The sequence below is a fragment of the Citrobacter sp. Cb041 genome (assembly GCF_030336655.1).
Lineage (GTDB): Bacteria > Pseudomonadota > Gammaproteobacteria > Enterobacterales > Enterobacteriaceae > Citrobacter > Citrobacter braakii.
This window is the reverse complement of sequence record NZ_JAOWDD010000043.1, coordinates 202,911-226,120: the sequence shown is the minus strand read 5'-3', so window position 1 is coordinate 226,120 and position 23,210 is coordinate 202,911. Positions and strand designations below refer to the sequence as shown.

General features: G+C 54.2%; 23 protein-coding genes. 10 read left to right on the top strand and 13 right to left on the bottom strand.

Features of this window, described 5'->3' with window-relative positions; genetic code table 11:
• Positions 1-7: 7 nt before the first annotated feature.
• The 3 genes from OGV52_RS21930 to OGV52_RS21920 all read right to left on the bottom strand — a co-directional run bounded on the left by OGV52_RS21930 (position 8) and on the right by OGV52_RS21920 (position 2,833).
• Positions 8-790 carry an IclR family transcriptional regulator gene (locus tag OGV52_RS21930; RefSeq protein WP_287109147.1) on the bottom strand — a complete coding sequence of 261 codons (783 nt, stop codon included), beginning with the start codon at positions 788-790 and terminating at the stop codon, positions 8-10.
• Positions 791-1,008: 218 nt separating this feature from the next.
• Entirely contained in the window at positions 1,009-2,211 is a 1,203-nt protein-coding gene (locus OGV52_RS21925) for a nicotinamide mononucleotide deamidase-related protein YfaY (protein WP_080858929.1), read from the bottom strand.
• Positions 2,212-2,290: 79 nt separating this feature from the next.
• Positions 2,291-2,833 carry a YfaZ family outer membrane protein gene (locus tag OGV52_RS21920; protein WP_016153812.1) on the bottom strand — a complete coding sequence of 181 codons (543 nt, stop codon included), beginning with the start codon at positions 2,831-2,833 and terminating at the stop codon, positions 2,291-2,293.
• A 318-nt stretch (positions 2,834-3,151) separates the two neighbouring features.
• Between OGV52_RS21920 and nudI the strand changes: the two genes are divergently transcribed.
• The 8 genes from nudI to arnF all read left to right on the top strand — a co-directional run bounded on the left by nudI (position 3,152) and on the right by arnF (position 11,244).
• Positions 3,152-3,577 carry a nucleoside triphosphatase NudI gene (gene nudI / locus OGV52_RS21915; RefSeq protein ID WP_016153813.1) on the top strand — a complete coding sequence of 142 codons (426 nt, stop codon included), beginning with the start codon at positions 3,152-3,154 and terminating at the stop codon, positions 3,575-3,577.
• A gap of 290 nt (positions 3,578-3,867) precedes the next feature.
• Positions 3,868-5,007 (top strand): UDP-4-amino-4-deoxy-L-arabinose aminotransferase, encoded by a 1,140-nt coding sequence (gene arnB / locus OGV52_RS21910; RefSeq protein ID WP_153690740.1) that lies wholly within the window; start codon positions 3,868-3,870, stop codon positions 5,005-5,007.
• Between the two features lie 2 nt (positions 5,008-5,009).
• Positions 5,010-5,993 carry an undecaprenyl-phosphate 4-deoxy-4-formamido-L-arabinose transferase gene (gene arnC, locus OGV52_RS21905; protein WP_141895440.1) on the top strand — a complete coding sequence of 328 codons (984 nt, stop codon included), beginning with the start codon at positions 5,010-5,012 and terminating at the stop codon, positions 5,991-5,993.
• Positions 5,990-7,972: a bifunctional UDP-4-amino-4-deoxy-L-arabinose formyltransferase/UDP-glucuronic acid oxidase ArnA gene (gene arnA / locus OGV52_RS21900; RefSeq protein WP_287109144.1), complete on the top strand. Its 1,983-nt coding sequence runs from the start codon at positions 5,990-5,992 to the stop codon at positions 7,970-7,972. Before arnC ends, arnA begins: the two co-directional genes overlap by 4 nt.
• Complete coding sequence (arnD, locus tag OGV52_RS21895; RefSeq protein WP_019077280.1) at positions 7,969-8,871, top strand: 4-deoxy-4-formamido-L-arabinose-phosphoundecaprenol deformylase; 903 nt, start codon at positions 7,969-7,971, stop codon at positions 8,869-8,871. Before arnA ends, arnD begins: the two co-directional genes overlap by 4 nt.
• A complete protein-coding gene (arnT, locus tag OGV52_RS21890) occupies positions 8,868-10,526 on the top strand; it encodes a lipid IV(A) 4-amino-4-deoxy-L-arabinosyltransferase (protein ID WP_200046881.1) in 1,659 nt (552 codons plus the stop codon). Before arnD ends, arnT begins: the two co-directional genes overlap by 4 nt.
• Positions 10,523-10,858: a 4-amino-4-deoxy-L-arabinose-phosphoundecaprenol flippase subunit ArnE gene (gene arnE, locus OGV52_RS21885; protein WP_016153819.1), complete on the top strand. Its 336-nt coding sequence runs from the start codon at positions 10,523-10,525 to the stop codon at positions 10,856-10,858. The genes arnT and arnE overlap by 4 nt, the downstream gene beginning before the upstream one ends.
• Positions 10,858-11,244 (top strand): 4-amino-4-deoxy-L-arabinose-phosphoundecaprenol flippase subunit ArnF, encoded by a 387-nt coding sequence (gene arnF, locus OGV52_RS21880; RefSeq protein ID WP_016153820.1) that lies wholly within the window; start codon positions 10,858-10,860, stop codon positions 11,242-11,244. The genes arnE and arnF overlap by 1 nt, the downstream gene beginning before the upstream one ends.
• Positions 11,245-11,246: 2 nt before the next feature.
• Here arnF and pmrD read toward each other — a convergent pair whose 3' ends face one another.
• The 9 genes from pmrD to OGV52_RS21835 form a co-directional block, all read right to left on the bottom strand.
• Entirely contained in the window at positions 11,247-11,510 is a 264-nt protein-coding gene (gene pmrD, locus OGV52_RS21875) for a signal transduction protein PmrD (RefSeq protein WP_047416297.1), read from the bottom strand.
• Between the two features lie 95 nt (positions 11,511-11,605).
• Positions 11,606-13,030 carry an o-succinylbenzoate--CoA ligase gene (menE, locus tag OGV52_RS21870; RefSeq protein ID WP_181221398.1) on the bottom strand — a complete coding sequence of 475 codons (1,425 nt, stop codon included), beginning with the start codon at positions 13,028-13,030 and terminating at the stop codon, positions 11,606-11,608.
• The gene (menC, locus tag OGV52_RS21865; RefSeq protein ID WP_046275931.1) at positions 13,027-13,989 is read right to left on the bottom strand and encodes an o-succinylbenzoate synthase; all 963 of its coding nucleotides are present in this window, start codon (positions 13,987-13,989) and stop codon (positions 13,027-13,029) included. The genes menE and menC overlap by 4 nt, the downstream gene beginning before the upstream one ends.
• The gene (gene menB / locus OGV52_RS21860) at positions 13,989-14,846 is read right to left on the bottom strand and encodes a 1,4-dihydroxy-2-naphthoyl-CoA synthase (RefSeq protein WP_003027671.1); all 858 of its coding nucleotides are present in this window, start codon (positions 14,844-14,846) and stop codon (positions 13,989-13,991) included. The genes menC and menB overlap by 1 nt, the downstream gene beginning before the upstream one ends.
• A gap of 14 nt (positions 14,847-14,860) precedes the next feature.
• Positions 14,861-15,619 (bottom strand): 2-succinyl-6-hydroxy-2,4-cyclohexadiene-1-carboxylate synthase, encoded by a 759-nt coding sequence (gene menH / locus OGV52_RS21855; protein ID WP_287109141.1) that lies wholly within the window; start codon positions 15,617-15,619, stop codon positions 14,861-14,863.
• On the bottom strand, positions 15,616-17,286 hold the full coding sequence (gene menD, locus OGV52_RS21850; RefSeq protein WP_287109139.1) for a 2-succinyl-5-enolpyruvyl-6-hydroxy-3-cyclohexene-1-carboxylic-acid synthase: 1,671 nt from the start codon (positions 17,284-17,286) through the stop codon (positions 15,616-15,618). Before menD ends, menH begins: the two co-directional genes overlap by 4 nt.
• 84 nt (positions 17,287-17,370) lie before the next feature.
• On the bottom strand, positions 17,371-18,669 hold the full coding sequence (gene menF, locus OGV52_RS21845; RefSeq protein ID WP_141875455.1) for an isochorismate synthase MenF: 1,299 nt from the start codon (positions 18,667-18,669) through the stop codon (positions 17,371-17,373).
• Positions 18,670-18,773: 104 nt separating this feature from the next.
• On the bottom strand, positions 18,774-19,079 hold the full coding sequence (gene elaB, locus OGV52_RS21840; RefSeq protein WP_003027683.1) for a stress response protein ElaB: 306 nt from the start codon (positions 19,077-19,079) through the stop codon (positions 18,774-18,776).
• Positions 19,080-19,142: 63 nt separating this feature from the next.
• Complete coding sequence (locus OGV52_RS21835) at positions 19,143-19,604, bottom strand: GNAT family N-acetyltransferase (protein ID WP_016153827.1); 462 nt, start codon at positions 19,602-19,604, stop codon at positions 19,143-19,145.
• 67 nt (positions 19,605-19,671) lie between these two features.
• Here OGV52_RS21835 and rbn point away from each other — a divergent pair, with 67 nt between their 5' ends.
• Together rbn and OGV52_RS21825 are read left to right on the top strand one after the other, a co-directional pair.
• On the top strand, positions 19,672-20,589 hold the full coding sequence (rbn, locus tag OGV52_RS21830) for a ribonuclease BN (protein ID WP_016157040.1): 918 nt from the start codon (positions 19,672-19,674) through the stop codon (positions 20,587-20,589).
• 64 nt (positions 20,590-20,653) lie between these two features.
• Positions 20,654-21,658 (top strand): chemotaxis protein, encoded by a 1,005-nt coding sequence (locus tag OGV52_RS21825; protein ID WP_016157041.1) that lies wholly within the window; start codon positions 20,654-20,656, stop codon positions 21,656-21,658.
• Between the two features lie 92 nt (positions 21,659-21,750).
• Here OGV52_RS21825 and nuoN read toward each other — a convergent pair whose 3' ends face one another.
• On the bottom strand, positions 21,751-23,208 hold the full coding sequence (nuoN, locus tag OGV52_RS21820; protein ID WP_016153830.1) for an NADH-quinone oxidoreductase subunit NuoN: 1,458 nt from the start codon (positions 23,206-23,208) through the stop codon (positions 21,751-21,753).
• Between the last annotated feature and the right edge of the window lie 2 nt (positions 23,209-23,210).

Here is a 23,210-nt window from a genome sequence, read left to right as displayed (position 1 = left end):
CTCCTTTTTATGAAGCGAGTGAGTCGAAGGGACTTTTCCATCCCAACAGGCGTGAAATATCCCTGGCGCAGGCAATCGCTTTACCGGCCAGATAATCACGGTTCTCTTCGTTAATTTGCAGACGAGTGCCGACCACTGAAATCGCGGCGGTCAGTTCATTGTTAGCGTTAAAAACAGGCGCTGCGACGCAGCGAACATCGGGATAATCTTCGCCATTATCAAAGCTCCATCCACGCTGTCGAATACGCTCCAGCTCGTCTTTCAACTGCTGTGGCCTGGTGATAGTGGTAGGCGTTGCCTGTTCCCATATCAGCTGTTCAATAATGGCTTTTCGTGCGGCTGCCGGTTGCCAGGCCAGCAGGCATTTGCCGATACCCGAGCGATAGAGCGAAAGACTTTTCCCTTCGTGGGAGCGCACGCTGATAGTGGATGACGATTCCACTTTCAGAATGTAATACGCGCTTTCGTGGTCGATGATCCCGAGATGGCAAAGTAACCCTGTCTCATCCATCAGTTGTGTCAGCCGGGGACGCGCCAGTTCACGTAAATCCATCTTGCTCAGCGCATGCCCGGACAACTCAACCAGCTTGGTCCACAGGCAGTAATTTTCCTGATGATCAATGCTGATAAAGCGCTGACGCTTCAGTTCATTAAGTAACAGGTACGCGGTGCTTTTTGGAATGCCCAGCGTCTCTATGATGGTGGCAGCGCTACATGGGCCGATACGCGCAATGAGATTGAGTATTTCGATCGCCCTGGTGAGCGCGGGAACTTTGCTTGATTCCAACATACTGGACTCCAGTCTGAGATACTGGAATCAGTGTGGTAGGTTAAGGGGGTTAAAATTGTGAAGCGCATCAAATCCTCTCGTTCTTCCAGCTGGCTGGAGAAAAAACGAGCATAATTGTGAACTAACGCACGGATTTTTTTACAGAGAGTACAACAGGTTGGACTGATAACGGGAAGGCCAGAATGCCTTCCCATAACAAGCGCGTGAGAGAGTGCAAGTCAGGAAGGCAGCGTCAGGGATTCAACCACTTCTATCCAACCGTGTTCGCTGGCAATATCCTGCCCGTTGAGCCAACGGCGCAGCATATTGAGCGCCATCATTGCGCACACTTCCTGACGCACCGACAAACTATAACGATTAGCGTTCAGCCGTACGCGTAAGGCATGCGTTCCATCAGGCGTTGCCAGCGCAAAGTTAATATGTTCGTTTTCGAAAGCCGATACCGCCAGCGCCAGCCCGGCATAATGGTTGCCGCGTCGTTCGGTTATCCAGTGTGCCGTTTGCGCCAGCGTTTCTTCCTGGGGCGGAACCACTTCGCTCGCCAACAGCGGAGCATTCGCGCGCGAAAGCTGCAGCGCCACCAGACCACCGGTGAATTGTTCGCTTAGCGTCAGGCTGTATTGCCGTTCCTGCAACGTGCGGGCGATTTGCGCGGGTAAACCTTCCGTACCTTCGAAAATCATATTCTGCCCGGCAACCCGCTTAACTTCTGGCCACAGCGCCAGCATCGCTTCCCGTTGGGAATCCGGCCCGGTCAGCTTTAGTTCGATAATCGGCATTGACGAGCGGTAGCCCATTGTCACTCCCGGAGGCAATTGCAGCGGATCCAGGCTCTGCGCCAGCTCGCTTTCAGAACGACCAAAGGTGGTTAATCGCAGGCATAGCGGGGGTTGAGACAGCGAAAAACGCTCACGCAAACGCGGCAGGATCTCATGCTCAACCATGACTTTAAATTCTGATGGCACTCCTGGGGTAAAGAACATCAGGCAGCGGTTAAGCTTCAGGGCAAACCCACACGCGGTTCCTACGGGATTATTGATGAATTCCGCGCTGGCAGGTAGCTCAGCCTGTTTGCGGTTACTCGGTGCCATCACGCGTCCACGATCGCGGAAATAACGCGTCATCTCGGCGAGCCATGCTTCATGCAGCACCAGCCCTTCACCTTTTGCCGTGGCCGCCGCCAGCGCGCTCAAATCATCGCTGGTTGGTCCCAGACCGCCGTTAACGATCAGTACATCGGCATGTTCGCTACGCTCACGCAAAACGGCGACCAAATCGTCAAGATTGTCACCTACCGTGTTGCGACGGGTTAGCGGTAACCCCTGATTAAAGAAAAAATCGGCCAGCCAGGCGGCATTCGTGTCGACGATTTGTCCGTGCAACACTTCATCCCCGGTGGATAGCATCTCCACGTTTAACATCGTGTTCTCCTGCTTTTATGATGAAAACACTATAACGCATGGAGGGGGGAAGGCGCGACTGAACGCCGCGCCGGAAAAATCAGAAACTCGCGTTAACCCCAACGTACGGGCCGTCAGCAATCGCGTTATCGCGGTTACCGTCTTTGCCTGCCAGGTTCAGGTAGCGATAACCGGCTTCAATGCTCAGCGGACGCATAATGGTCAGACGCGCACCTGCATTCGCTTCTTCATAGCTGTCGATACCGCTGGAAAGAGAATCGGGAGAGTAATAATACTCGCCAAACAGGCGGAGGCTGTCGCCAATCGGCCACTGCAAACCGCCACCGACCGCCGCCGCGTAACCCTCGTCACCATCATTCGGGTTAGTATAAATGCCTTTCCCACCGACCGTTGCCAGCAGCGGACCGAGAGGAATATTCAGACCCAGTCCCAGACCGGCCGCATCGCCGTCGTCATCGTTATGCATCCAGTTACCGCTGACGGCCAAACCGGTGGTCTCAGTACCCATACCGAACCCCAGGTTGGTGTAGTCTTCGCCAGCCTGGCCGCTGATGCTAATCGCGCTCGCCGACGCGGAAACAAACAGCATTCCGGCAAAACCCAACATTAAACTTTTTTTCATTTTCTATCCTTTCCAGCAAGAATCAAAACATAGCCCCAAAACCGGTGAATTGTACTGTTAGATCACGAGGAATCAATGCACTAAAAAAGCGATGCAATAACATATTGTAAGCAAATACTACTCACAAGATTTAGATAAGGTTAAATTCTTGTAGCAATTACGCCACTGAGGGCAGCAGAACGCCATTTTCAACAAACATCCTGTTTTCCCTGGCAAAGCGGCGTTATTCGTCGATGAAGCGTTTTTTCTACCGTCAGCAAAAGGTAAGATGCGTGCAAGATGGAATTTTCTATACCTCCCCCTACAAGGATTCGACTTATGCGCCAAAGAACAATTGTTTGCCCATTAATTCAAAACGATGGCTGTTATTTACTGTGCAAAATGGCTGACGACCGGGGTGTGTTCCCCGGTCAGTGGGCGCTTTCTGGCGGCGGCGTTGAACCGGGTGAACGTATTGAAGAAGCTTTGCGCCGTGAAGTAAGAGAAGAGCTGGGCGAACAACTGGTGTTATCAGATATTACGCCATGGACCTTCAGTGACGATGTTCGCACCAAAACGTACGCCGATGGCAGTCAGGAAGAGATTTATATGATTTATCTCATCTTCGATTGTGTGGCGGCTAATCGTGAAGTGAAGATTAACGAAGAATTCCAGGCATTCGCCTGGGTTAAAGCGGAAGATCTCGGCTCCTACGATTTAAATATCGCCACGCGTAAAACGTTAACCTTGAAAGGGTTACTGTAAATCATCATTTTAATAACGGCATATAATTAGCATTCTTAATAGCGACATTGCGCTCATCCGTCTGCAGATAACAGCAATGTCGCCCAAACTACTCAAGAAACTACATGATCTTTTTTCATTAAGATAAATAAAAAATACGCTATTCCTCTCTCTTTCCCAAACCTTAAACTCTTAAGGATAAATTAACCTTCCGTCATTACCCTTTGAAGCCTGATGAAATAATTAACGACGCCCCTGTTTATCACTAAAAATAAAATGTCGGTGGCGTTAAATGGCTTGAAGGAATAATGATGTCTGACTTTTTGCCTTTCTCTCGCCCGGCAATGGGGGCTGAAGAACTTGCTGCTGTGAAGACGGTTCTGGACTCTGGATGGATAACCACCGGCCCGAAAAATCAACAGCTGGAAGAAGCCTTCTGCCAGCTCACGGGAAATCAACACGCCGTCGCCGTCTGCTCCGCTACGGCAGGAATGCACATCACGCTGATGGCGCTGGACATCGGTGCAGGCGATGAGATCATTACACCGTCAATGACGTGGGTTTCTACCCTCAACATGATTGTCCTGTTGGGTGCGACGCCAGTCATGATCGACGTCGACCGCGATACGCTCATGGTCACACCGGAGCAAATTGAGGCCGCCATCACCCCGCGAACCAAAGCCATTATTCCGGTACATTACGCAGGCGCCCCCGCCGACCTGGACGCGATTTATGCCATTGGCGAACGCTATGGCATTCCGATTATAGAAGATGCGGCCCACGCCGTAGGGACGTTGTATAAAGGTCGTCATGTCGGCGCGCGCGGCACGGCAATATTCTCGTTTCACGCCATCAAAAATATTACCTGCGCCGAAGGCGGGTTGATCGTTACCGACGACAGCCAGCTTGCCCAACGGCTTCGCAGCCTGAAGTTTCACGGTCTGGGCGTTGATGCCTTTGATCGACAAACCTATGGCCGGGCGCCGCAGGCCGAAGTGCTTGCGCCAGGGTACAAGTACAACCTCACGGATATCAACGCCGCCATTGCGTTGGTACAGCTAAATAAACTGGAACACCTGAACTCACGCCGGGCACAAATTGCCCGCGAGTATCAACAGGCGCTGGCCGATACGCCATTTCAACCACTGAGTCTGCCCCAGTGGGCGCACGTTCACGCCTGGCACCTGTTCATCATTCGCGTTGACGAAGCCCGCTGCGGTCTGAGCAGAGATGCCTTAATGGAGGCGTTAAAGGCCAAAAATATCGGCACCGGTCTGCATTTTCGTGCGGCCCATACGCAAAAATATTACCGCGAACGCTTCACTACCCTTTCGCTCCCCAATACAGAATGGAATAGCGCGCGCATTTGCTCACTGCCGTTATTCCCCGATATGACCGCCGATGACACCCAGCGGGTAATTACGGCACTTCACGAGATTGCAGGACAATAACCATGTTTGAAGCAGCACCGATCAAAAAAGTCTCGGTGGTCATTCCCGTTTTTAATGAACAGGAAAGCTTGCCAGAGTTAATCAGACGTACCAGCGCTGCCTGCGAAAAATTGGGCAAAGACTATGAAATTTTGCTAATTGATGACGGCAGCAACGACCATTCCGCACAGCTGATGATGGATGCTTCCCAGGCACCGAACAGCCACATTGTTTCTATTTTATTGAATCGCAATTACGGGCAACACTCGGCGATTATGGCCGGTTTCAGTCATGTCACCGGCGACGTGATCATCACACTGGATGCCGATTTGCAAAACCCGCCGGAGGAGATCCCACGGCTGGTCGCCACCGCAGATGAAGGCTTCGATGTGGTCGGCACGGTACGTCAGAACCGTCAGGACAGCGTATTTCGTAAGACCGCATCGCGAATGATTAACCACCTGATTCAGCGCACCACCGGTAAAGCGATGGGCGACTACGGTTGCATGTTACGCGCTTATCGCCGCCACATCGTCGATGCCATGCTGCATTGCCAGGAGCGCAGTACCTTTATCCCGATTCTGGCCAACATTTTTGCCCGGCGCGCTACGGAAATCCCGGTACACCATGCAGAGCGAGAATTTGGTGACTCCAAATACAGCTTTATGCGTCTGATCAACCTGATGTATGACCTGGTGACCTGTCTGACCACAACGCCACTTCGTATGTTGAGCCTGTTGGGCAGCGTAATCGCCGCCACTGGCTTTACCTTGTCTATCCTGCTTGTGGTTCTGCGTCTGACGCTCGGTCCACAGTGGGCCGCGGAAGGGGTATTCATGCTGTTTGCCGTCCTGTTTACCTTTATCGGCGCACAGTTTATTGGCATGGGTTTACTCGGCGAATATATCGGTCGCATCTATAACGATGTCCGCGCCCGCCCCCGCTATTTTGTTCAACACGTTATCCGCCCACAAACCACGCAGCCAACCGAGGAAAACCGCGCATGAAAGCCATCGTATTTGCCTATCACGATATGGGATGTCAGGGTGTCCAGGCTTTGTTGGATGCCGGTTATGAAATCGCTGCCATTTTTACGCACACTGATAATCCGGGCGAAAAAGCATTTTTTGGATCGGTTTCCCGCCTTGCCGCCAGCGCCGGAATTCCGGTTTACGCCCCGGACGAGGTCAATCATCCCTTGTGGATTGAACGCATTAGCCAACTGGCGCCGGATGTTATCTTCTCGTTCTACTATCGTCATTTACTGAGTGATGAGATCCTCAGTCTTGCGCCTGCCGGGGCTTTTAATCTGCATGGTTCGTTGCTGCCGAAATACCGTGGTCGCGCGCCGCTGAACTGGGTATTGGTCAATGGCGAAACCGAAACCGGCGTCACGCTTCACCGCATGGTCAAACGCGCGGATGCTGGCGCCATTATTGCCCAGCAGCGCGTCGCTATTTCGCCAGATGACGTGGCGTTAACGCTGCACCATAAATTGTGCCAGGCTGCGCGTCACCTGCTGGAACAGGCACTGCCCGCGATTAAAACCGGGGATTATGCAGAACGCCCCCAACAGGAAGCAGATGCTACCTGTTTTGGTCGCCGTACACCGGAAGATAGCTTCCTCGACTGGAACACACCTGCCGCGGAGTTGCATAACCAGGTCCGCGCCGTCAGCGATCCGTGGCCGGGCGCATATAGCTATGTCGGCACACAAAAGTTCACCGTCTGGTCATCGCGCGTTTGCGTAAATGACTCAGCGGCCCAACCGGGTACCGTCATCTCCGTTTCTCCTTTGCTGATCGCCTGCGGCGATGGCGCCCTGGAAATTATTACCGGACAAGCTGGCGATGGTATTGCAATGCAAGGGTCACAACTGGCGCAGGTTTTGGGCCTGGTACCAGGTTCTCGCCTGAACAGCCAGTCAGTTACCACCACTAAACATCGTACACGCGTGCTGATCCTTGGCGTCAATGGCTTCATTGGTAACCATCTGACCGAACGCCTGCTGCAAGAAAATCATTACGAAGTGTATGGGCTCGATATTGGCAGTGACGCCATTGGACGTTTTCTGCAGCATCCGCGATTCCACTTCGTCGAAGGCGACATCAGCATTCACTCCGAATGGATTGAATACCATGTTAAAAAATGCGACGTCGTGCTGCCGCTGGTGGCGATCGCAACGCCAATCGAATATACCCGCAACCCGTTGCGCGTATTTGAGCTCGATTTTGAAGAGAACCTGAAAATCATTCGCTACTGCGTGAAATACCGTAAGCGCATCATTTTCCCGTCAACGTCCGAAGTCTACGGCATGTGTACCGACAAAGTCTTCGATGAGGACAGCTCGAATCTGATCGTCGGTCCGGTGAATAAACCACGCTGGATCTACTCCGTTTCCAAGCAGTTGTTGGACCGCGTAATCTGGGCTTACGGCGAAAAAGAGGGATTGCGTTTCACCCTGTTCAGGCCATTTAACTGGATGGGGCCGCGTCTGGACAGCCTTAACGCCGCGCGTATCGGCAGCTCACGCGCCATTACGCAACTGATCCTCAATCTGGTGGAGGGTTCACCGATTAAGTTGATTGAAGGCGGCAAGCAAAAACGCTGCTTTACCGACATTCGGGATGGTATCGAAGCCCTATACCGCATTATTGAAAACGAAGGCGGACGCTGCGACGGTGAGATTATCAACATCGGTAATCCGCAGAACGAAGCGAGTATTCAGGAACTGGCAGAAATGCTGCTTACCTGCTTTGAAAAACATCCATTGCGTAACCACTTCCCGCCGTTTGCCGGTTTCCGTGACGTCGAAAGCAGCAGCTACTATGGTAAAGGTTATCAAGACGTTGAACATCGTAAGCCCAACATCCGCAATGCGAAACGCTGCCTGAACTGGGAGCCCACCATTGAGATGCAGGAAACGGTAGAAGAGACGCTGGACTTCTTCTTACGCAGTGTGAATATCACGGAACACACATCATGACCCAAGTCGGCTTGCGCATAGATGTCGATACTTTCAGGGGGACGCGCGAAGGCGTACCCCGCCTGCTGGAGACATTGAACCGACATAACGTGCGTGCAAGTTTTTTCTTTAGCGTTGGACCGGACAACATGGGACGCCATCTCTGGCGTCTTGTGAAACCACAATTTCTGTGGAAGATGCTGCGCTCAAACGCCGCATCACTTTACGGATGGGATATATTGCTGGCGGGAACCGCCTGGCCGGGAAAAGAGATCGGCCAGGCCAACGCGGCGATCATTGCGCAAACCGCCCTGCTTCATGAAACCGGTCTGCATGCCTGGGATCACCATGCCTGGCAGGCGCGAAGCGGAAACTGGAATGACAAACAGCTGATTGATGATATTTCACGAGGCATCACGGCCCTTGAAACTCTTATCGGACAACCCGTCACTTGTTCTGCCGTTGCCGGATGGCGTGCCGACGATCGCGTCGTCCACGCCAAAGAAACGTTCCATCTGCGTTATAACAGCGACTGTCGGGGAACGTCGTTATTCCGTCCGGTGCTGACGTCCGGGAAAACAGGTACGCCGCAAATTCCCGTCACGCTACCCACCTGGGATGAAGTGGTTGGTCAGGAAGTCCAGGCGGTGGACTTCAACGCTTACATTCTCTCCCACATCCAGATGAGCAGAGGAACACCGGTGTATACCATTCATGCGGAAGTTGAAGGCATCGCCTTTCAGCAGAATTTTGACGAGCTGCTTACTCGCGCCGCAGACATGGGGATAACATTTTGCCCGCTCGGCGACCTGTTACCGGACGATGTCAGTTCGCTGCCAACAGGGCAGATCGTGCGTGGCAAAATACCCGGCAGAGAGGGATGGGTCGGCCGCCAACAACCAGTGAGTGTGACAAGATGAAACTTACTGTCCGCTACACCCTGGCATTTATCGCTTTTATTGCGCTGTATTTTATTCTCCCCATCAACAGTCGCCTGCTGTGGCAACCTGATGAAACGCGCTATGCCGAAATCAGTCGGGAAATGCTGACCTCTGGCGACGGGATCGTTCCGCACTTTTTAGGGCTGCGGTATTTTGAAAAACCGATTGCCGGATACTGGTTAAACAGCATCGGGCAATGGCTGTTTGGCGCCAATAATTTCGGCGTCAGAGCAGGAGCCATTTTTGCCACTTTGCTGACGGCGCTAATGGTTGCCTGGCTTGCCATGCGGTTGTGGCGGGATAAGCGCACCGCCGTACTCTCTTCGGTTATCTTTTTAACGTTTTTTTCGGTTTACAGCATCGGCACCTACGCGGTACTTGATCCCATCATTGCGCTCTGGCTAATGGCGGGCATGTGCTGCTTTTGGGAAGGGATGCAAGCCACCAGCAGAACGCGCAAAATTACCGCCTTTCTGCTGTTAGGGTTAACCTGCGGCATGGGCGTGATGACCAAGGGTTTCCTGGCACTCGCCGTTCCTGTACTCAGCGTACTGCCGTGGGTTTTCGTACAAAAGCGCTGGAAAGATCTCATTATCTACGGTCTGCTGGCAGTAGTCGGTTGCATCGTGACTGTGCTGCCTTGGGGAATAGCGATTGCCCGGCGTGAGCCGGATTTCTGGCATTACTTCTTCTGGGTTGAACATATTCAACGCTTCGCGCAGGAGGATGCCCAACATAAGGCCCCCGTCTGGTACTACATTCCGGTATTGGTGGCTGGCGCATTACCGTGGCTCGGGCTGCTCCCCGGCGCGCTGCGTACGGGCTGGCGTGAACGGGATGTTCCGCGCAGCGCACTGTACCTGCTGAGCTGGATTATCATGCCAATCCTGTTTTTCAGCATCGCGAAAGGAAAACTGCCGACCTATATTCTTTCCTGCTTCGCGCCGCTGGCAATATTGACGGCGCGTTTCGGCCTGCAGGCCGCGCAAAAAGGCGCAACCGCGCTGCGCGTGAATGGCTGGATCAACGTTCTGTTCGGCGTGACCGGCATTGTCGCCACGTTTATTGTTTCTACACTGGGTCCATTAAAGACGCCGGTCTGGTCGCATATCGAAACCTATAAGGTGTTTTGTGCGTGGGGCATTTTTATCATCTGGACGCTCTTTGGCTGGTACACGCTAAATAACCGCGAGAAGAACTGGACGTTCGCAGCGCTGTGTCCATTAGGCCTGGCACTGTTGTTTGGCTTCTCCATTCCTGACCGGGTGATGGAATCTAAACAGCCACAATTTTTTGTCGAGATGACCAAAGAGTCGCTGGAGTCGAGCCGTTATATTCTCACCGACAGCGTTGGCGTCGCCGCGGGGCTGGCCTGGAGCCTGAAGCGTGACGACATCATAATGTACGGACAAACGGGCGAGTTAAAATATGGCCTTAACTACCCGGATGCCCAGGGTCGTTTTGTCGGTCGGGGGAACTTTGCCGCGTGGTTAGCGCAACATCGTCAGCAAGGAAACATTACGCTCGTGCTTTCAGTCGATAAGGATGAAGATATTAATCGACTTGCTATCCCTCCCGCTGACTATATCGATAATCAGGGGCGTCTGGTCCTGATTCAGTATCGGCCGAAATGATCTGGATAGCCTTAGTTCTCGCCAGCCTGCTCAGCGTCTGCGGTCAGTTATGTCAGAAGCAGGCGTCGCGACCCGTTCCCGTTCGAGCGCGAAAACGCCACATTACGCTATGGATTGGGCTTGCTCTGGCAAGTCTCGGTCTGGCTATGCTGCTATGGCTGGCGGTGCTGCAGAACATTCCGGTCGGCATCGCCTACCCCATGCTGAGTCTTAATTTTGTATGGGTGACTCTGGCTGCCTGGAAAATCTGGCGCGAACCCGTCACCCCGCGCCACTGGCTGGGAGTGGGGTTAATCATCACCGGCATCTTTATTCTTGGGAGCGCGGTGTAATGGGCATCTTTTGGGGATTATGCAGCGTTATTATCACTTCAGCCGCCCAGTTGAGTCTTGGCTTTGCGATGGATAATCTGCCGCCAATGCTGCAGCCGCAGCAATTCATTTCCGCCGTATTCTCTCTTAGCGTCGGCGCATTTGCTTTGTATGCCGGACTGGCAGGGTATTTACTGTCGGTGATTTGCTGGCATAAAGCGCTGCACCAGCTCGCGCTGAGCAAAGCGTATGCCCTGCTCAGCCTGAGCTATGTACTGGTGTGGGTTGCATCAATGATCCTGCCCGGCTGGCAGGGAATATTTTCAGCGAAAGCGCTCGCCGGAGTGCTGTGCATCATGGCAGGGCTACTGACGATTTTTTTACCTTCACACCAGCGCCAACCCTGAGATTATTTATCTTCAGACAGTCGTAACAGGCGTTCCCATTCCTCGCACGTGTACTGCCTGGCATCAATTATTTTGATTAACCGTGAGGTATCGCGATTAATGCAATACAGTGCATCTTTCAGCGGTGAAAGGAGGTCTCCGGGCTTAACCCACTCGGAAGAGTGCGCCTCAGCCAGCATTTTTAGCGAACCGCCGCCATCACAAAGTACGATATAGAGCCTGCCTGCTTTTTTGTGACAGCAAGACTTCTTCACATGCCATTCCATAGCGCACCTTTTGTTAAAAAATTTCACAACAGGTTACACATTAGCAGATAAACAAAATGACAATAGCGACTCAATAGCGAAAGTGAGAAATGTAATTACTGTTTGCTTAATTTTAAGAATGAAGCACTTACCCAATCTGACAGCGCACGACGAGAGATTTTAATCCCTCCGGATTTTAGTTCGGGTGGCAATGTCAGCCAGCATACCGGTTGCTGAAAGCGGGCCAGCTTATCTTTCACCCACTCTGCCAGATTGGTGTCACCCGCATTGGTGTCATACTCAACGACCGCCACCGGGCGATGACCAAACTCTTTGTCTTCTATCGGCACAATGAAGGCTTGCAGAACATGCGGATGCGCAGCAATCACGCGTTCCACCTCTTCCGGCTGTATGCCTTCCCCGCCGCTAAAGAACAGATTGTCCATCCGACCGACAATGGTTAACTTGCCGTCCTTCAACACCCCGCGATCGCGGGTGGCAAACCAGCCTTCCGCGTTTACTAAAGGAATCAGCTGCCCGTTACGCCAGTAACCTTGCGCCATGCTGGCGGCACGCAGCCAGACTTCACCATCAACGATTCTGACTTCTCTGCCTGCCAGGGGCGACCCCACATCCGCCAGGCCATCCGCTTCTTTCGCACAGACCGTAGAAGCAAACTCCGTTAAACCGTAACCGCACCAGCAGCGAATCCTTTGCTCGCGCGCCTGTTCCGTCAATTCAACAGGAATTGCCGCGCCACCCAGGAGCACTGCTTTGAGCGTTACCGCCGTTTTGTTGACCAGCAGGCGCCACAGCTGCGTGGGCACCAGCGAAGCATGAGTGCATCCAGCCAGCATTTGTTCCAATGGTTGCTTGTCGCGCACGGTCATTCGTGCCCCGGCAAACAACCAACGCCACAAAATACCCTGGCCGGAAACATGAAACAGCGGCAGCGAGAGCAGCCAATCATCTTCAGCGTCAAACGGCATTAATGACAGCACGCCCTGCGCGCTTGCCAGATGAGCCTGACAGGTATGCACCGCCGCCTTTGGCAATCCGGTAGAACCTGAGGTTAACGTCATCGTGCTCAACCGCTGGGGTAACCACGCGGCGGCATGCTTGCCTGGCACGGCCTGCATCTGCAACGGATGGAGTCCCGCGAGAACATTAGCTGCCTCAAGATCCAGCGCAAAACGCAGCGTTAAGTCCGGGACCAGCGCGTCAAGCAGCGATTGAGGCAGCTGCGGGTTCACAGGTAAAACCCGCGCCCCACATTGCAGCAATGCCAGCCAGGCCAGCAAAGCACGCGGATGATTCCAGGCGCGAAGCAGGACGCCATCGCCCTCTTCCACGCCCTGAGCGGCAAAACCGTTGGCCAGATGGTCAACGCGCGTGCAAAGCTCGCTCCAGCTTAATACTTCATCGTTGAGGCGTAGAGCAGGCACCTCTGCACGAACCTGTCGCCAGTGACGCCACGGCCAGTCATCGGGTTGTACCAGGCCCGATATGCTTACGCTATCGGGCATTTCCCGCTGGGTCATAGCAGGCGTTCCAGCGCATCAACATCGATACACGGCAATGCGCTACCCGGCCAGGTGCGTACCTGCTGGCACTGCATCAGGCTCAGGGTATCCAGCCCCGGAATGGTCTGCGGCGTCAGCCAGGCGGCAATTCGCGCCAGTTGGGTTAAGCCCAGGCTCGACTCGATCGACGAACTAATAACAGCGGTGAGACCAAGTGCATGCGCCGCTGCCACCTGTTCGCGCACTTTATCGAGACTGCCCGTCAGCGTAGGTTTGATAACCACTGCCTTGACGCCCTCTTCGGCTTCGAAGAGGAAATCCGCTTCACGCAGGCTTTCATCCCAGGCAATGGCAATGCCGGTTTCACGCGCAAAAGCACGAGAGTCATCGCGGGTTTTGCATGGCTCTTCGAGAAAAGCGATGCGCCCGCGGTACTCTGGATTAACGTACTTCGCGAACTGCTGGGCTTTCAACGGCGTCCAGGCTCGGTTGGCGTCAAGTCGCAAATGCAGCTCCGGGATAGCCTCAAGCAGCAGGTTGGCGACCATACCGTCACGAACCGCTTCATACAGTCCGACCTTGATCTTCGCTACTTTTTCACCCGGCATGTCCGCCAGTTGCAGTACCAGATCATCAGGATCGCCCGTACACAGCGGCGCTGCACGGTAGTCTGCGTCTTCTGGCAATACGCCAGCCAGTTCGGCCAGCGCACAGCTTGCGCCAAAGGCGACCGAAGGCAGCTGCGGTAAGGAAGAATCCCCCTGTAGCCAGCCGTTGACCCAGGCCAGCAGCTCGGTTTGCGCCTCTTCCCAGCTCTCCTGACTGAAGCCCGGCAGCGGGGAGATCTCTCCCCACCCTTCGCGCTCGCCGTCACAAAGGCGAACGTACAGCCCGTCACGCGTTTTTAACCGCCTGTCGCGCAGAATCACCCCCGCGTCCATGGGGATCTGCCAGCGGTATACCTGCGCGCTACGCATTACGGATTCCGTTTAAATTTGCTGAAATCCGGCTGACGTTTCTGGTTAAAGGCGTTACGGCCTTCCTGACCTTCTTCCGTCATGTAGAACAGCATAGTGGCGTTACCCGCCAGCTCTTGCAGACCAGCCTGACCATCGCAGTCGGCGTTCAGTGCAGCTTTCAGGCAGCGCAACGCCATCGGGCTGTTTTGCAGCATTTCACGACACCAGCGTACGGTCTCTTTTTCCAGATCGGCCAGCGGAACCACGGTGTTTACCAGGCCCATATCCAGCGCTTGCTTCGCATCGTACTGACGGCACAGGAACCAGATTTCACGCGCTTTTTTCTGACCGACAATACGCGCCATGTAAGAGGCACCCCAGCCGCCATCGAAGGAACCGACTTTCGGACCGGTCTGGCCGAAGATGGCGTTTTCAGCCGCAATGGTCAGGTCACACATCATGTGCAGCACATGGCCGCCGCCGATGGAAAAGCCTGCAACCATCGCCACTACCGGCTTCGGACAGGTACGAATCTGGCGCTGGAAGTCCAGTACGTTCAGGTGATGCACACCGGAATCATCCTGGTATCCGCCGTAGTCACCGCGCACTTTCTGATCGCCACCTGCGCAGAACGCTTTGTCGCCAGCACCGGTCAGAATAATCACGCCAATGTTGTCATCGTAGCGAGCATCCGCCAGCGCCTGGATCATCTCTTTCACGGTGACCGGACGGAAGGCATTGCGTACCTGCGGACGATTAATGGTGATTTTTGCGATACCGTCGGTGGATTTCTCGTAGAGAATGTCGGTGTAGCCTTCAGAGCAATCGTGCCATTCTACCGGTGCGTAAAGCATTGTTTCATCAGGATAGATCATAAAATGTCCTATAGTCAGCGATGCAGAATCTGAGCCAGACAGTCCACCACGCCAGCGGGATTGTCCCGATGCGCGTTGTGTCCGGCATTACGAATCACATGGCTTGGTACGGATATTTCCGCCGCCAGAGCGCGGAATTTATCGTCACGTTCACCACATAAATAATAAAACGGAAATGTGCGCGTAGTGAGTTGCGCACGTAAATCAGGTTGTACGGCTAGCGAGGTGGCCTCCAGCATCGCTGCCAGCGTATGCCCGTTATTCTGGCTACGCAGTGCGACCAGCGCTTCTCTTTGCGTCGCATTCAGCGAGGAAAAAACCGGCTGTTGATACCAGTCAATAAACACCTCGCACAACGGCTCAGCGCGAAAACGCGCAGCCCAGCGACCATCAGAGAGGCGACGCTGAACGCGCGCCTCCTCACTTTGCAAGCCTGGATGTCCACCTTCAACCACCAGACCGCACAGTCCTGGCATCTCCTGACAAGCCGCCATCATCGCGACTCTGCCGCCAAGAGAGTAACCTACTAACCAGTATTTAAGTATGTTGTAACTAAGCAGCGTGTTACGCAGCAAAGCGCTTACGTCGTCGAATCCGCTCACGCTGATGTCAGCGGAGCCACCGTGTCCCGGCAGGTCGATATACAGCCGCGAATAATTCTTAAACGCTTCGCCAACCCTCTGCCACTCCCGACAATCACCGGAAAAACCGTGCAGGAAAACCAGCCAGGGAAATCCCGTCTGGCCCACTTTCGCCTGCGCGTGCAGGATCATAGATGGCTTACCTGCGCCAGCAGTTGCTGCAGGGTTTGCGCCCCATCAGTTTCGTTTACCACCAGCTCAATCACCGTTGCCGCCGGAGTACGCCAGGCGTTAGTCAGCGCGTTTTCCAGTTGCTCCCAGTTTTCCGGGCGCTGGTATTTAAGGTTAAACATGGCGGCAGCATGCTCAAAATGCACGTTCTGCGGCATCAGGTAGAACCGTTCACGTTCGCTTGCTGGCGTCGGCAACAGGGAAAAAATTTGCCCGCCGTTATTATTGACCACTATCAGGACAAACGGCGCGGAAACCTGGCGCAATAACGCCAGCGCATTGAGGTCATACAGCGCAGATAAATCGCCGACGATAGCCAGCGTCGATTTCGCGCTGGCGCGCTGTACGCCTGCTGCCGTTGACAGCAGGCCGTCAATGCCGCTCGCGCCACGGTTGCTATAGACCGGGTAACCTGCCGGAAGCTGCGACAGCGCATCAATCAGGCGCACCACCAGACTGTTGCCCACGAACAGTTGCCCCTGCTCCGGCAAGTATTCGCGGATACGGTGGGCTAATTGCGCTTCACCAAACGCGTCGCGACGGGCTTCTACCGCCTGCCAGGCCAGTTGCGCCAGGCGTGGGATCTCCACGCACCAGGGCTGACGTTTCTCCGCCGGATGCAACTCCAGCCAGTCGCCAACCGTCGCTACCAGTCTGCGCCCACGATGGTGAGCCGGATCGAGGCGGCCTTCGATATTATCGACAATCCAGTATTCCTGCGGATCACAGCTGGCCTGCCATTGCAGGAGCCGTTTTCCGGTCAGGCTACTGCCAAGCTGCACCACAATCTGCGCCTGCTGTAATTCAGTGACCGCTTTCGCATTCCCCAGCCACAGGTCGGCGCACGGCAAAGGTTGTCCGGTTTGTGACAGAACATCGCCAATCAGCGGCCAGCCTAGCATCTGCGCCCACTGCGCAACCTTTTTGCCCTCTTCCGCGCTCATGCGGCCTGCAACAACAACGCCGCGTTTTTGTCGCCAGAAAAACCAGTCACGCTGTTTGTCGCTTTCCAGCCGACGCGACTCACGCAGCCAGGGTTTATCATCCTGCCACCAGTCGCCAAGGCGCTGCTGCCAGTCAATCCCCGTTTCGTCCATGTCGCCATACAGCGGTTCTGCAAATGGGCAATTGATATGAACCGCCCCGCTATGCAGCGCAGCTAAGGCGTTATCAATGGTGGATACCAGCCAACTAGCCGGAATGTTCTGGGTCGGGCGCGGTAAAGAGAGCGTTTGCGATGGATGCGAGGCAAACATTCCGGCCTGACGAATCGCCTGGTTAGCGCCGCAGTCGATAAGCTCAGGAGGTCTGTCAGCCGTGAGTAGAATCAGCTTTTCACCGGTCAGGCCCGCTTCAATCAACGCGGGATACAAATTTGCCACCGCCGTACCGGACGTCACAATCACAGCGACAGGCTGCCGGCTGACTTTTGCCAGACCTAAGGCCAGATGCCCAAGGCCACGCTCATCAAAATGAGTATGGTGAATAAAAGCCGGGTTTTCCGCAGCCGCCAGAGTCAACGGTGTAGAACGAGAGCCAGGGGCAATGCAGACATGCCTGACGCCGTGGCGAGTGAGTGCTTCCAGAATGACCGCCGCCCAGCGTCGGTTAAATGCGCTTACTGACATGAGATTGTCCGGTATCAATATTGCGACACAGTATAAAGAATCGAATAAATGGATTTTTGATATGAGTCGGTAATATACAACTCATTACCCTTCCATCTGTAATAAAGTGCGCAGTCCTGCCGCTTTATTGTCTATTTCTTGCCATTCCTGTTCAGGATCTGAACCACGCACGATCCCTGCCCCGGCATACAGGCGTACCACGTTTTCACTAATTTTCGCCGACCGTAATGACACGCAAAACTCGCTTTGGCGCAGAGAAAGGTAACCCGCAGAACCGGCATACCACTCGCGTTCAAACGGTTCATTTTGTTGGATAAATTCACGCGCCAGCTCACGCGGAATACCTGCGACTGCCGCCGTGGGCTGGAGTTGCATCAGACAAAGCGTATCATCAGCCTGATTCAGTTCCGTCCAGATACAGCGGCGCAGGTGCTGCACTTTGCGCAGTCTGAGCACCTGCGGCGGCAGCACATCAAGAGTTTGCGTACAGCCTTGCAGACGCTGGCAAATATCTTCGACCACCAGCATATTCTCGCGCTGGTTTTTATCATCTTTCATTAGCCATTCCCCCAACTGCCAGGCCCGATGATCCTCAGGGTGGTTGGCAACAGTTCCCGCCAGCGCCTCGGTGCGCAGCGCCGTGTCACGCCGCCGATACAGCCGTTCAGGGGAAGAACCAAGAAACGCACACTTTGCGGAGAACGCCATAAAGAAATGGTAGCAGTTCAGGTTTAGACGACGACTGGAAGCCATCACGGCCGCGGCGTTAACCGACTGAGAAAACTGTAAATCGGTCGCCCGCGCCAGCACGACCTTATCGAGCTGTTCCCTATTGATCGTTTGCGTGGCGAGCTTTATCAGATCTGTCCAGCCAGTTTTATCCGGCCAGTTCTGTTCTCCCGTCAAACGCAGACGCAATGCGGGCAGCGGCTTTACGTTGGCGAGCGATGAGATAAACACCACCGCCTGCGCGGCGTCTTCACGCAGCGACACGTCGCTATAGAGATGTAAGCGTAAGCTCGCCACCCCCGCGCAACGTCGCCACTCCAGCCGTGGCAATAACAAATGGCCGCGCTGAGGCTCAAAGGCATTCAGGCCCCAGATACGCAGGTCAGGATTATCATCATGCTGGTGTAAAAAATGCTGGGCTAATTCGAGCGAGGAAAATGTGGCAACAGCGCCCAGTACGGCGGCTTCTTCATCGCCATTACGCTGTTGCCAGTAAAACTGGGGCCAGACAGGTTGACTGGCCAGCCATCCTAAAGCGTCAAACGCATCATTCAGTGGGAAAGGGATATCGTAAATACGAATTCCAGGTGCTGCTGGTATCTCTTGCGACAAATGACGCATCAGACTTTCCAGCGCAGTAGTGATTGAATGCACGCGGACCTCTCCCTGTTAAAAACCTCACATTATACGGGGTACTGAGCAGAAAAAGCAGTACCCCCAGTTAGGGAGTACGTACAAATGCGCTGACGGAATGGAATTTATCGCCGTGCTAACAATAATCCCATCACTAAACCGACCGTGGCACCAACGCCGATTCCGCGCCAGGGTTTTTCATGCACATAATCATCCGCCCGGCAAACGGCTTTCTTCGCGCGGTAATAGTAGCTGTCAGAGGCGTGGCTGACGCGATTTCTCACCTCTTCTAACGCCCGCTCTGCCCGCGCTTTTAACTCAAGGTATTTTTGATCGGCTGGATCGCCGGAAGAACGCAGCACCTCCTCCAGCGTTTCACTCAATAATTCCAGATCGTCATCGATACGTGATTCATAAGAATGAAAAGACATTTTATTCTCCCTTTCTATTGACGTACCCGCTAACTATAGACAATCAGGCGTGTTTGCGCCTGTTTACGCCTGATGTGCTTCCCGCGCCATTCCGACGTGTGGAATACCGTCTTCGTCATAGATATCCGTGACCGGCACAAAGCCAAAGCGCGCATAGAATGATTGCAAATGTGCCTGCGCCCCTAGATACAGCGCCTTGTGCGGCCAATGCTGCGTACAGGAGGCCAGCGTCTGAGTCATTAGCTGTTGCCCCAATTTTTCCCCCCGCAGCGCTTCGCTTACAATCACCCGCCCAATGACGACCGGCTCAAGTTCATCATCGCTTTTCAGAATCCTCGCATACGCCACCAGTTCATCGTTATGCCAACCCAGAATGTGCCGGTTTTCACCACTGAGGTCATCACCATCCACATCCTGATACGGACACCGTTGCTCAACAACAAATACCGCACAGCGAAGCTCAAGAATGGCGTACAACTGCTGTGTATTGAGCTTTGCATGGTGGAGATCTTGCCAGTGAATCATAGTCTGCCCCTTTGTTGTGATAACCTGAACACCCTGCCTTATTGATGGCGAAAAGTGTAACGCGAAGATGGAATTACTATTTTTAGGCACGTCTGCGGGAGTCCCCACGCGCTCACGCAATGTAACGGCTATTTTACTGAATCTGCAACACCCGACTCAGGCGGGGCTGTGGCTTTTCGATTGTGGTGAAGGAACGCAGCATCAGATGCTGACCACGCCATTTAACCCTGGAAAACTCGAGCGTATTTTTATCAGCCATCTACACGGCGATCACCTGTTTGGTTTACCGGGGCTGCTGTGCAGTCGCTCAATGGCCGGGAACGTCCAGCCACTGACGCTTTACGGACCAAAGGGATTGCGAGAGTTTACCGAAACGGCTTTGCGTTTGAGCGGCTCCTGGACCGATTATCCGCTGGATATTGTCGAAATCACCGCGGGTGAAATTGTTGATGACGGCCTGCGTAAAGTAACGGCGTACCCGCTGGAGCATCCGCTGGAGTGCTACGGTTTTCGTGTTGAAGAGCACGACAAACCGGGGGCACTTGACGCCAGCGCCTTGAAGGCGGCTGGTGTTAAAGCGGGCCCGTGGTTCCAGGATTTGAAAGCCGGGAAAACCATCGTGCTGGAGGATGGTCGAGCGATTAACGGCGCCGATTTTCTCGGCCCTGCCACCAGAGGAAAATCTGTGGCTATTTTCGGCGACACAGGACCTTGCGCGTCCGCCATTGAACTGGCACGCGGTGTGGATGTGATGGTACATGAAACCACACTGGACTCCTCAATGGAGGAAAAAGCCAACAGCCGCGGTCACAGCTCGACCCGACAAGCCGCCCAGCTGGCGCTTGAGGCCGGAGTGGGACGCCTGATCATGACCCACGTTAGCTCTCGCTACGATGAAAAAGGCTGTCAGCGGTTACTCGAAGAGTGCAAAGCGATATTTCCAGACACTGAACTGGCTCACGATTTCGCCATTTTCACCGTTTAATGCTCCATTTTTCCGCCTCAGTGCCGATAACAGTGGAAAGGCTGGCTTTCACACTGAGGACAGGATGAACAATTTCCAGAAAGATATTGATGACAGGACAAACCTAACCCTGTCTAACCGTTTTGAACTGCTGCTGTTTCGCCTTGGCAAATCCGTCGAGGAGCAGAAATCAGAACTGTTTGGCATCAACGTATTCAAACTGCGTGAAATCGTACCGATGCCGACCTTTACGCGTCCCGCAGGTATGAAAGCCCCGTTGCTGGGTATGGTTAACATTCGCGATCAGGTGATCCCGGTGATTGATCTGCCTGCCGTCGCGGGCTGTAAGCCAGAGACCGGACTCAACATCCTGTTGATCACGGAATATGCCCGCAGCGTTCAGGCGTTTGCGGTGGAGTCGGTAGAAAACATTATGCGTCTGGACTGGCAACAGGTGCATACCGCCGAAAAAGCCGTCAATGGTCGCTACATTACCAGTATCGCCTGTCTGGACGACAACAAAGAGACTAACAATCTGGCGCTGGTGCTCGATGTCGAACAGATCCTGTACGATATTGTACCGTCGAACCACGACCTGCGCGCAACAGAGCTGAAAACCAATAAGTTCAACATTACGCCGGGTGCGGTGGCGATTGTGGCTGATGATTCCAAAGTGGCTCGCGCGATGCTGGAAAAAGGGCTTAACGCCATGGAGATCCCACACTTGATGCATGTGACGGGCCAGGATGCATGGGAAAAGATACAACAGCTATCTGAAGAAGCAGAAGCGGAAGGTAAACCAATCAGCGAGAAGATTGCGCTGGTGCTCACCGATCTGGAAATGCCGGAGATGGACGGTTTTACGCTTACCCGTAAGATAAAAACCGACGAACGCCTGAAGAAGATCCCGGTCGTTATCCACTCCTCACTTTCCGGTAGCGCCAATGAAGATCACGTACGCCGAGTGAAAGCAGATGGTTACGTGGCCAAATTCGAAGTCAATGAGCTGTCTTCAGTAATTCAGGAAGTGATGGATCGCACAGCGAAAGGCATCAGCGGCCCGCTGGTGAGCCGTCAACTTTCGGCCTGACGCCCCAGCAACTTGAAGTATGATGAGTATAGACAGGTAAAAAAAAGAGTCTGGACATTGTCCAGACTCTTTTTCGATCACAGCATGATGAATTACATCAGCGGAGCCGCTAACTGCACGATGCTGATCAACGGTTGCGGGTAGATACCCAGCACCAGTACCAGCAGGGCAGAAATCAGCACCACGATACCGCCCGCGCTGTACTGCCAGTTGGACGGCGCATCGCGATTCAGCTGCTGCGGTGCGCTCAGGTACAGGCTCACGGCAACGCGCAGGTAGTAGTACAAACCAATCGCGGAACCCACCACCACGGCGGCAACCAGCCACCACAGATTAGCCTGCACACCCACCGCCAGTACGTAGAACTTACCGATAAAGCCCAGCGTCATCGGAATACCCGCCAGAGACAGCATCATCACCGTCATCACCGCCGCGAGGATTGGACGATGCCAGAACAGACCACGGTAGGAGAACAGAGAGTCTGCATCCGGACCGCGGTACGGGCTGGACATCAGGCTGACCACACCGAATGCGCCGAGGCTGCTGAACAGATAACCGGCCAGGTAAACGCCAACCGCTTCCATCGACATCTCGCCGCTCTGCAGGGCAATCAGCGCCACCAGCAGGTAACCGAGGTGAGAGATAGAAGAGTAACCAAGCAGACGTTTGATGTTGGTCTGGCTCAGCGCCATCAGGTTACCGAAGATAATGGAAGCAAAGGCAATCACACCCAGCACGATCCGTACCGCTTCGCTATCACCTACCGGTGCGTACAGGAACAGACGCATCACCACGCCGAAGATAGCGATTTTGCTCGCCGTCGCCAGGAAGGTGGAAACCGGAGCCGGAGCGCCCTGGTATACGTCTGGCGTCCACAGGTGGAATGGAACCAGCGAGAGTTTAAAGCCGAGGCCAACAATCATCAGACCGAAGCCCGCCAGCAGCAGCGGTTCTTGCAGCATACCGTCGCCGAGGCTCTTACCGAGCGCGACAAACGACAGGTTGCCAGACTGCGCGTATACCAGCGCCATACCAAACAGCAGGAAGGAAGACGCTGCGGCAGACAGAATGGTGTATTTGATACTGGCTTCCAGCGAACGTTTCTGACGGAACGCATAGCCAACCAGACCAAACAGCGGCAGAGAGATAAGCTCAATACCAAGGAACAGCGCCGCCAGATGGTTAGCGTTAGCCAGCAGAATACCGCCGAGCGCGGCAATCAGCACCAGCAGATAGAACTCTTCCCGGTTGTCGTCGTAGCCTTCCAGCCACGGGTAAGCGAAGGTACAGGTGGCAAGACTTGCCAGCAGCACCAGCCCGGTGTAGAGCATGGCGAAACCGTCAACCCGCATCAGCGGGGTGACGTCCATAGCGCCCGCCTGGCCAACAAACCAGAGCGAAACCAGTGCGGCGTTAAGCCCAATGACCGACAGCGTGGCATTGAGGAAGTGATTGCGTCGCCACGCAATGGAGAGCATCACAACCACCACCGTCAAGCCGACGATCAGCAGCGGTAGCAGCGCAATCAGGTGTTGTGGAGTTATTGTCATGG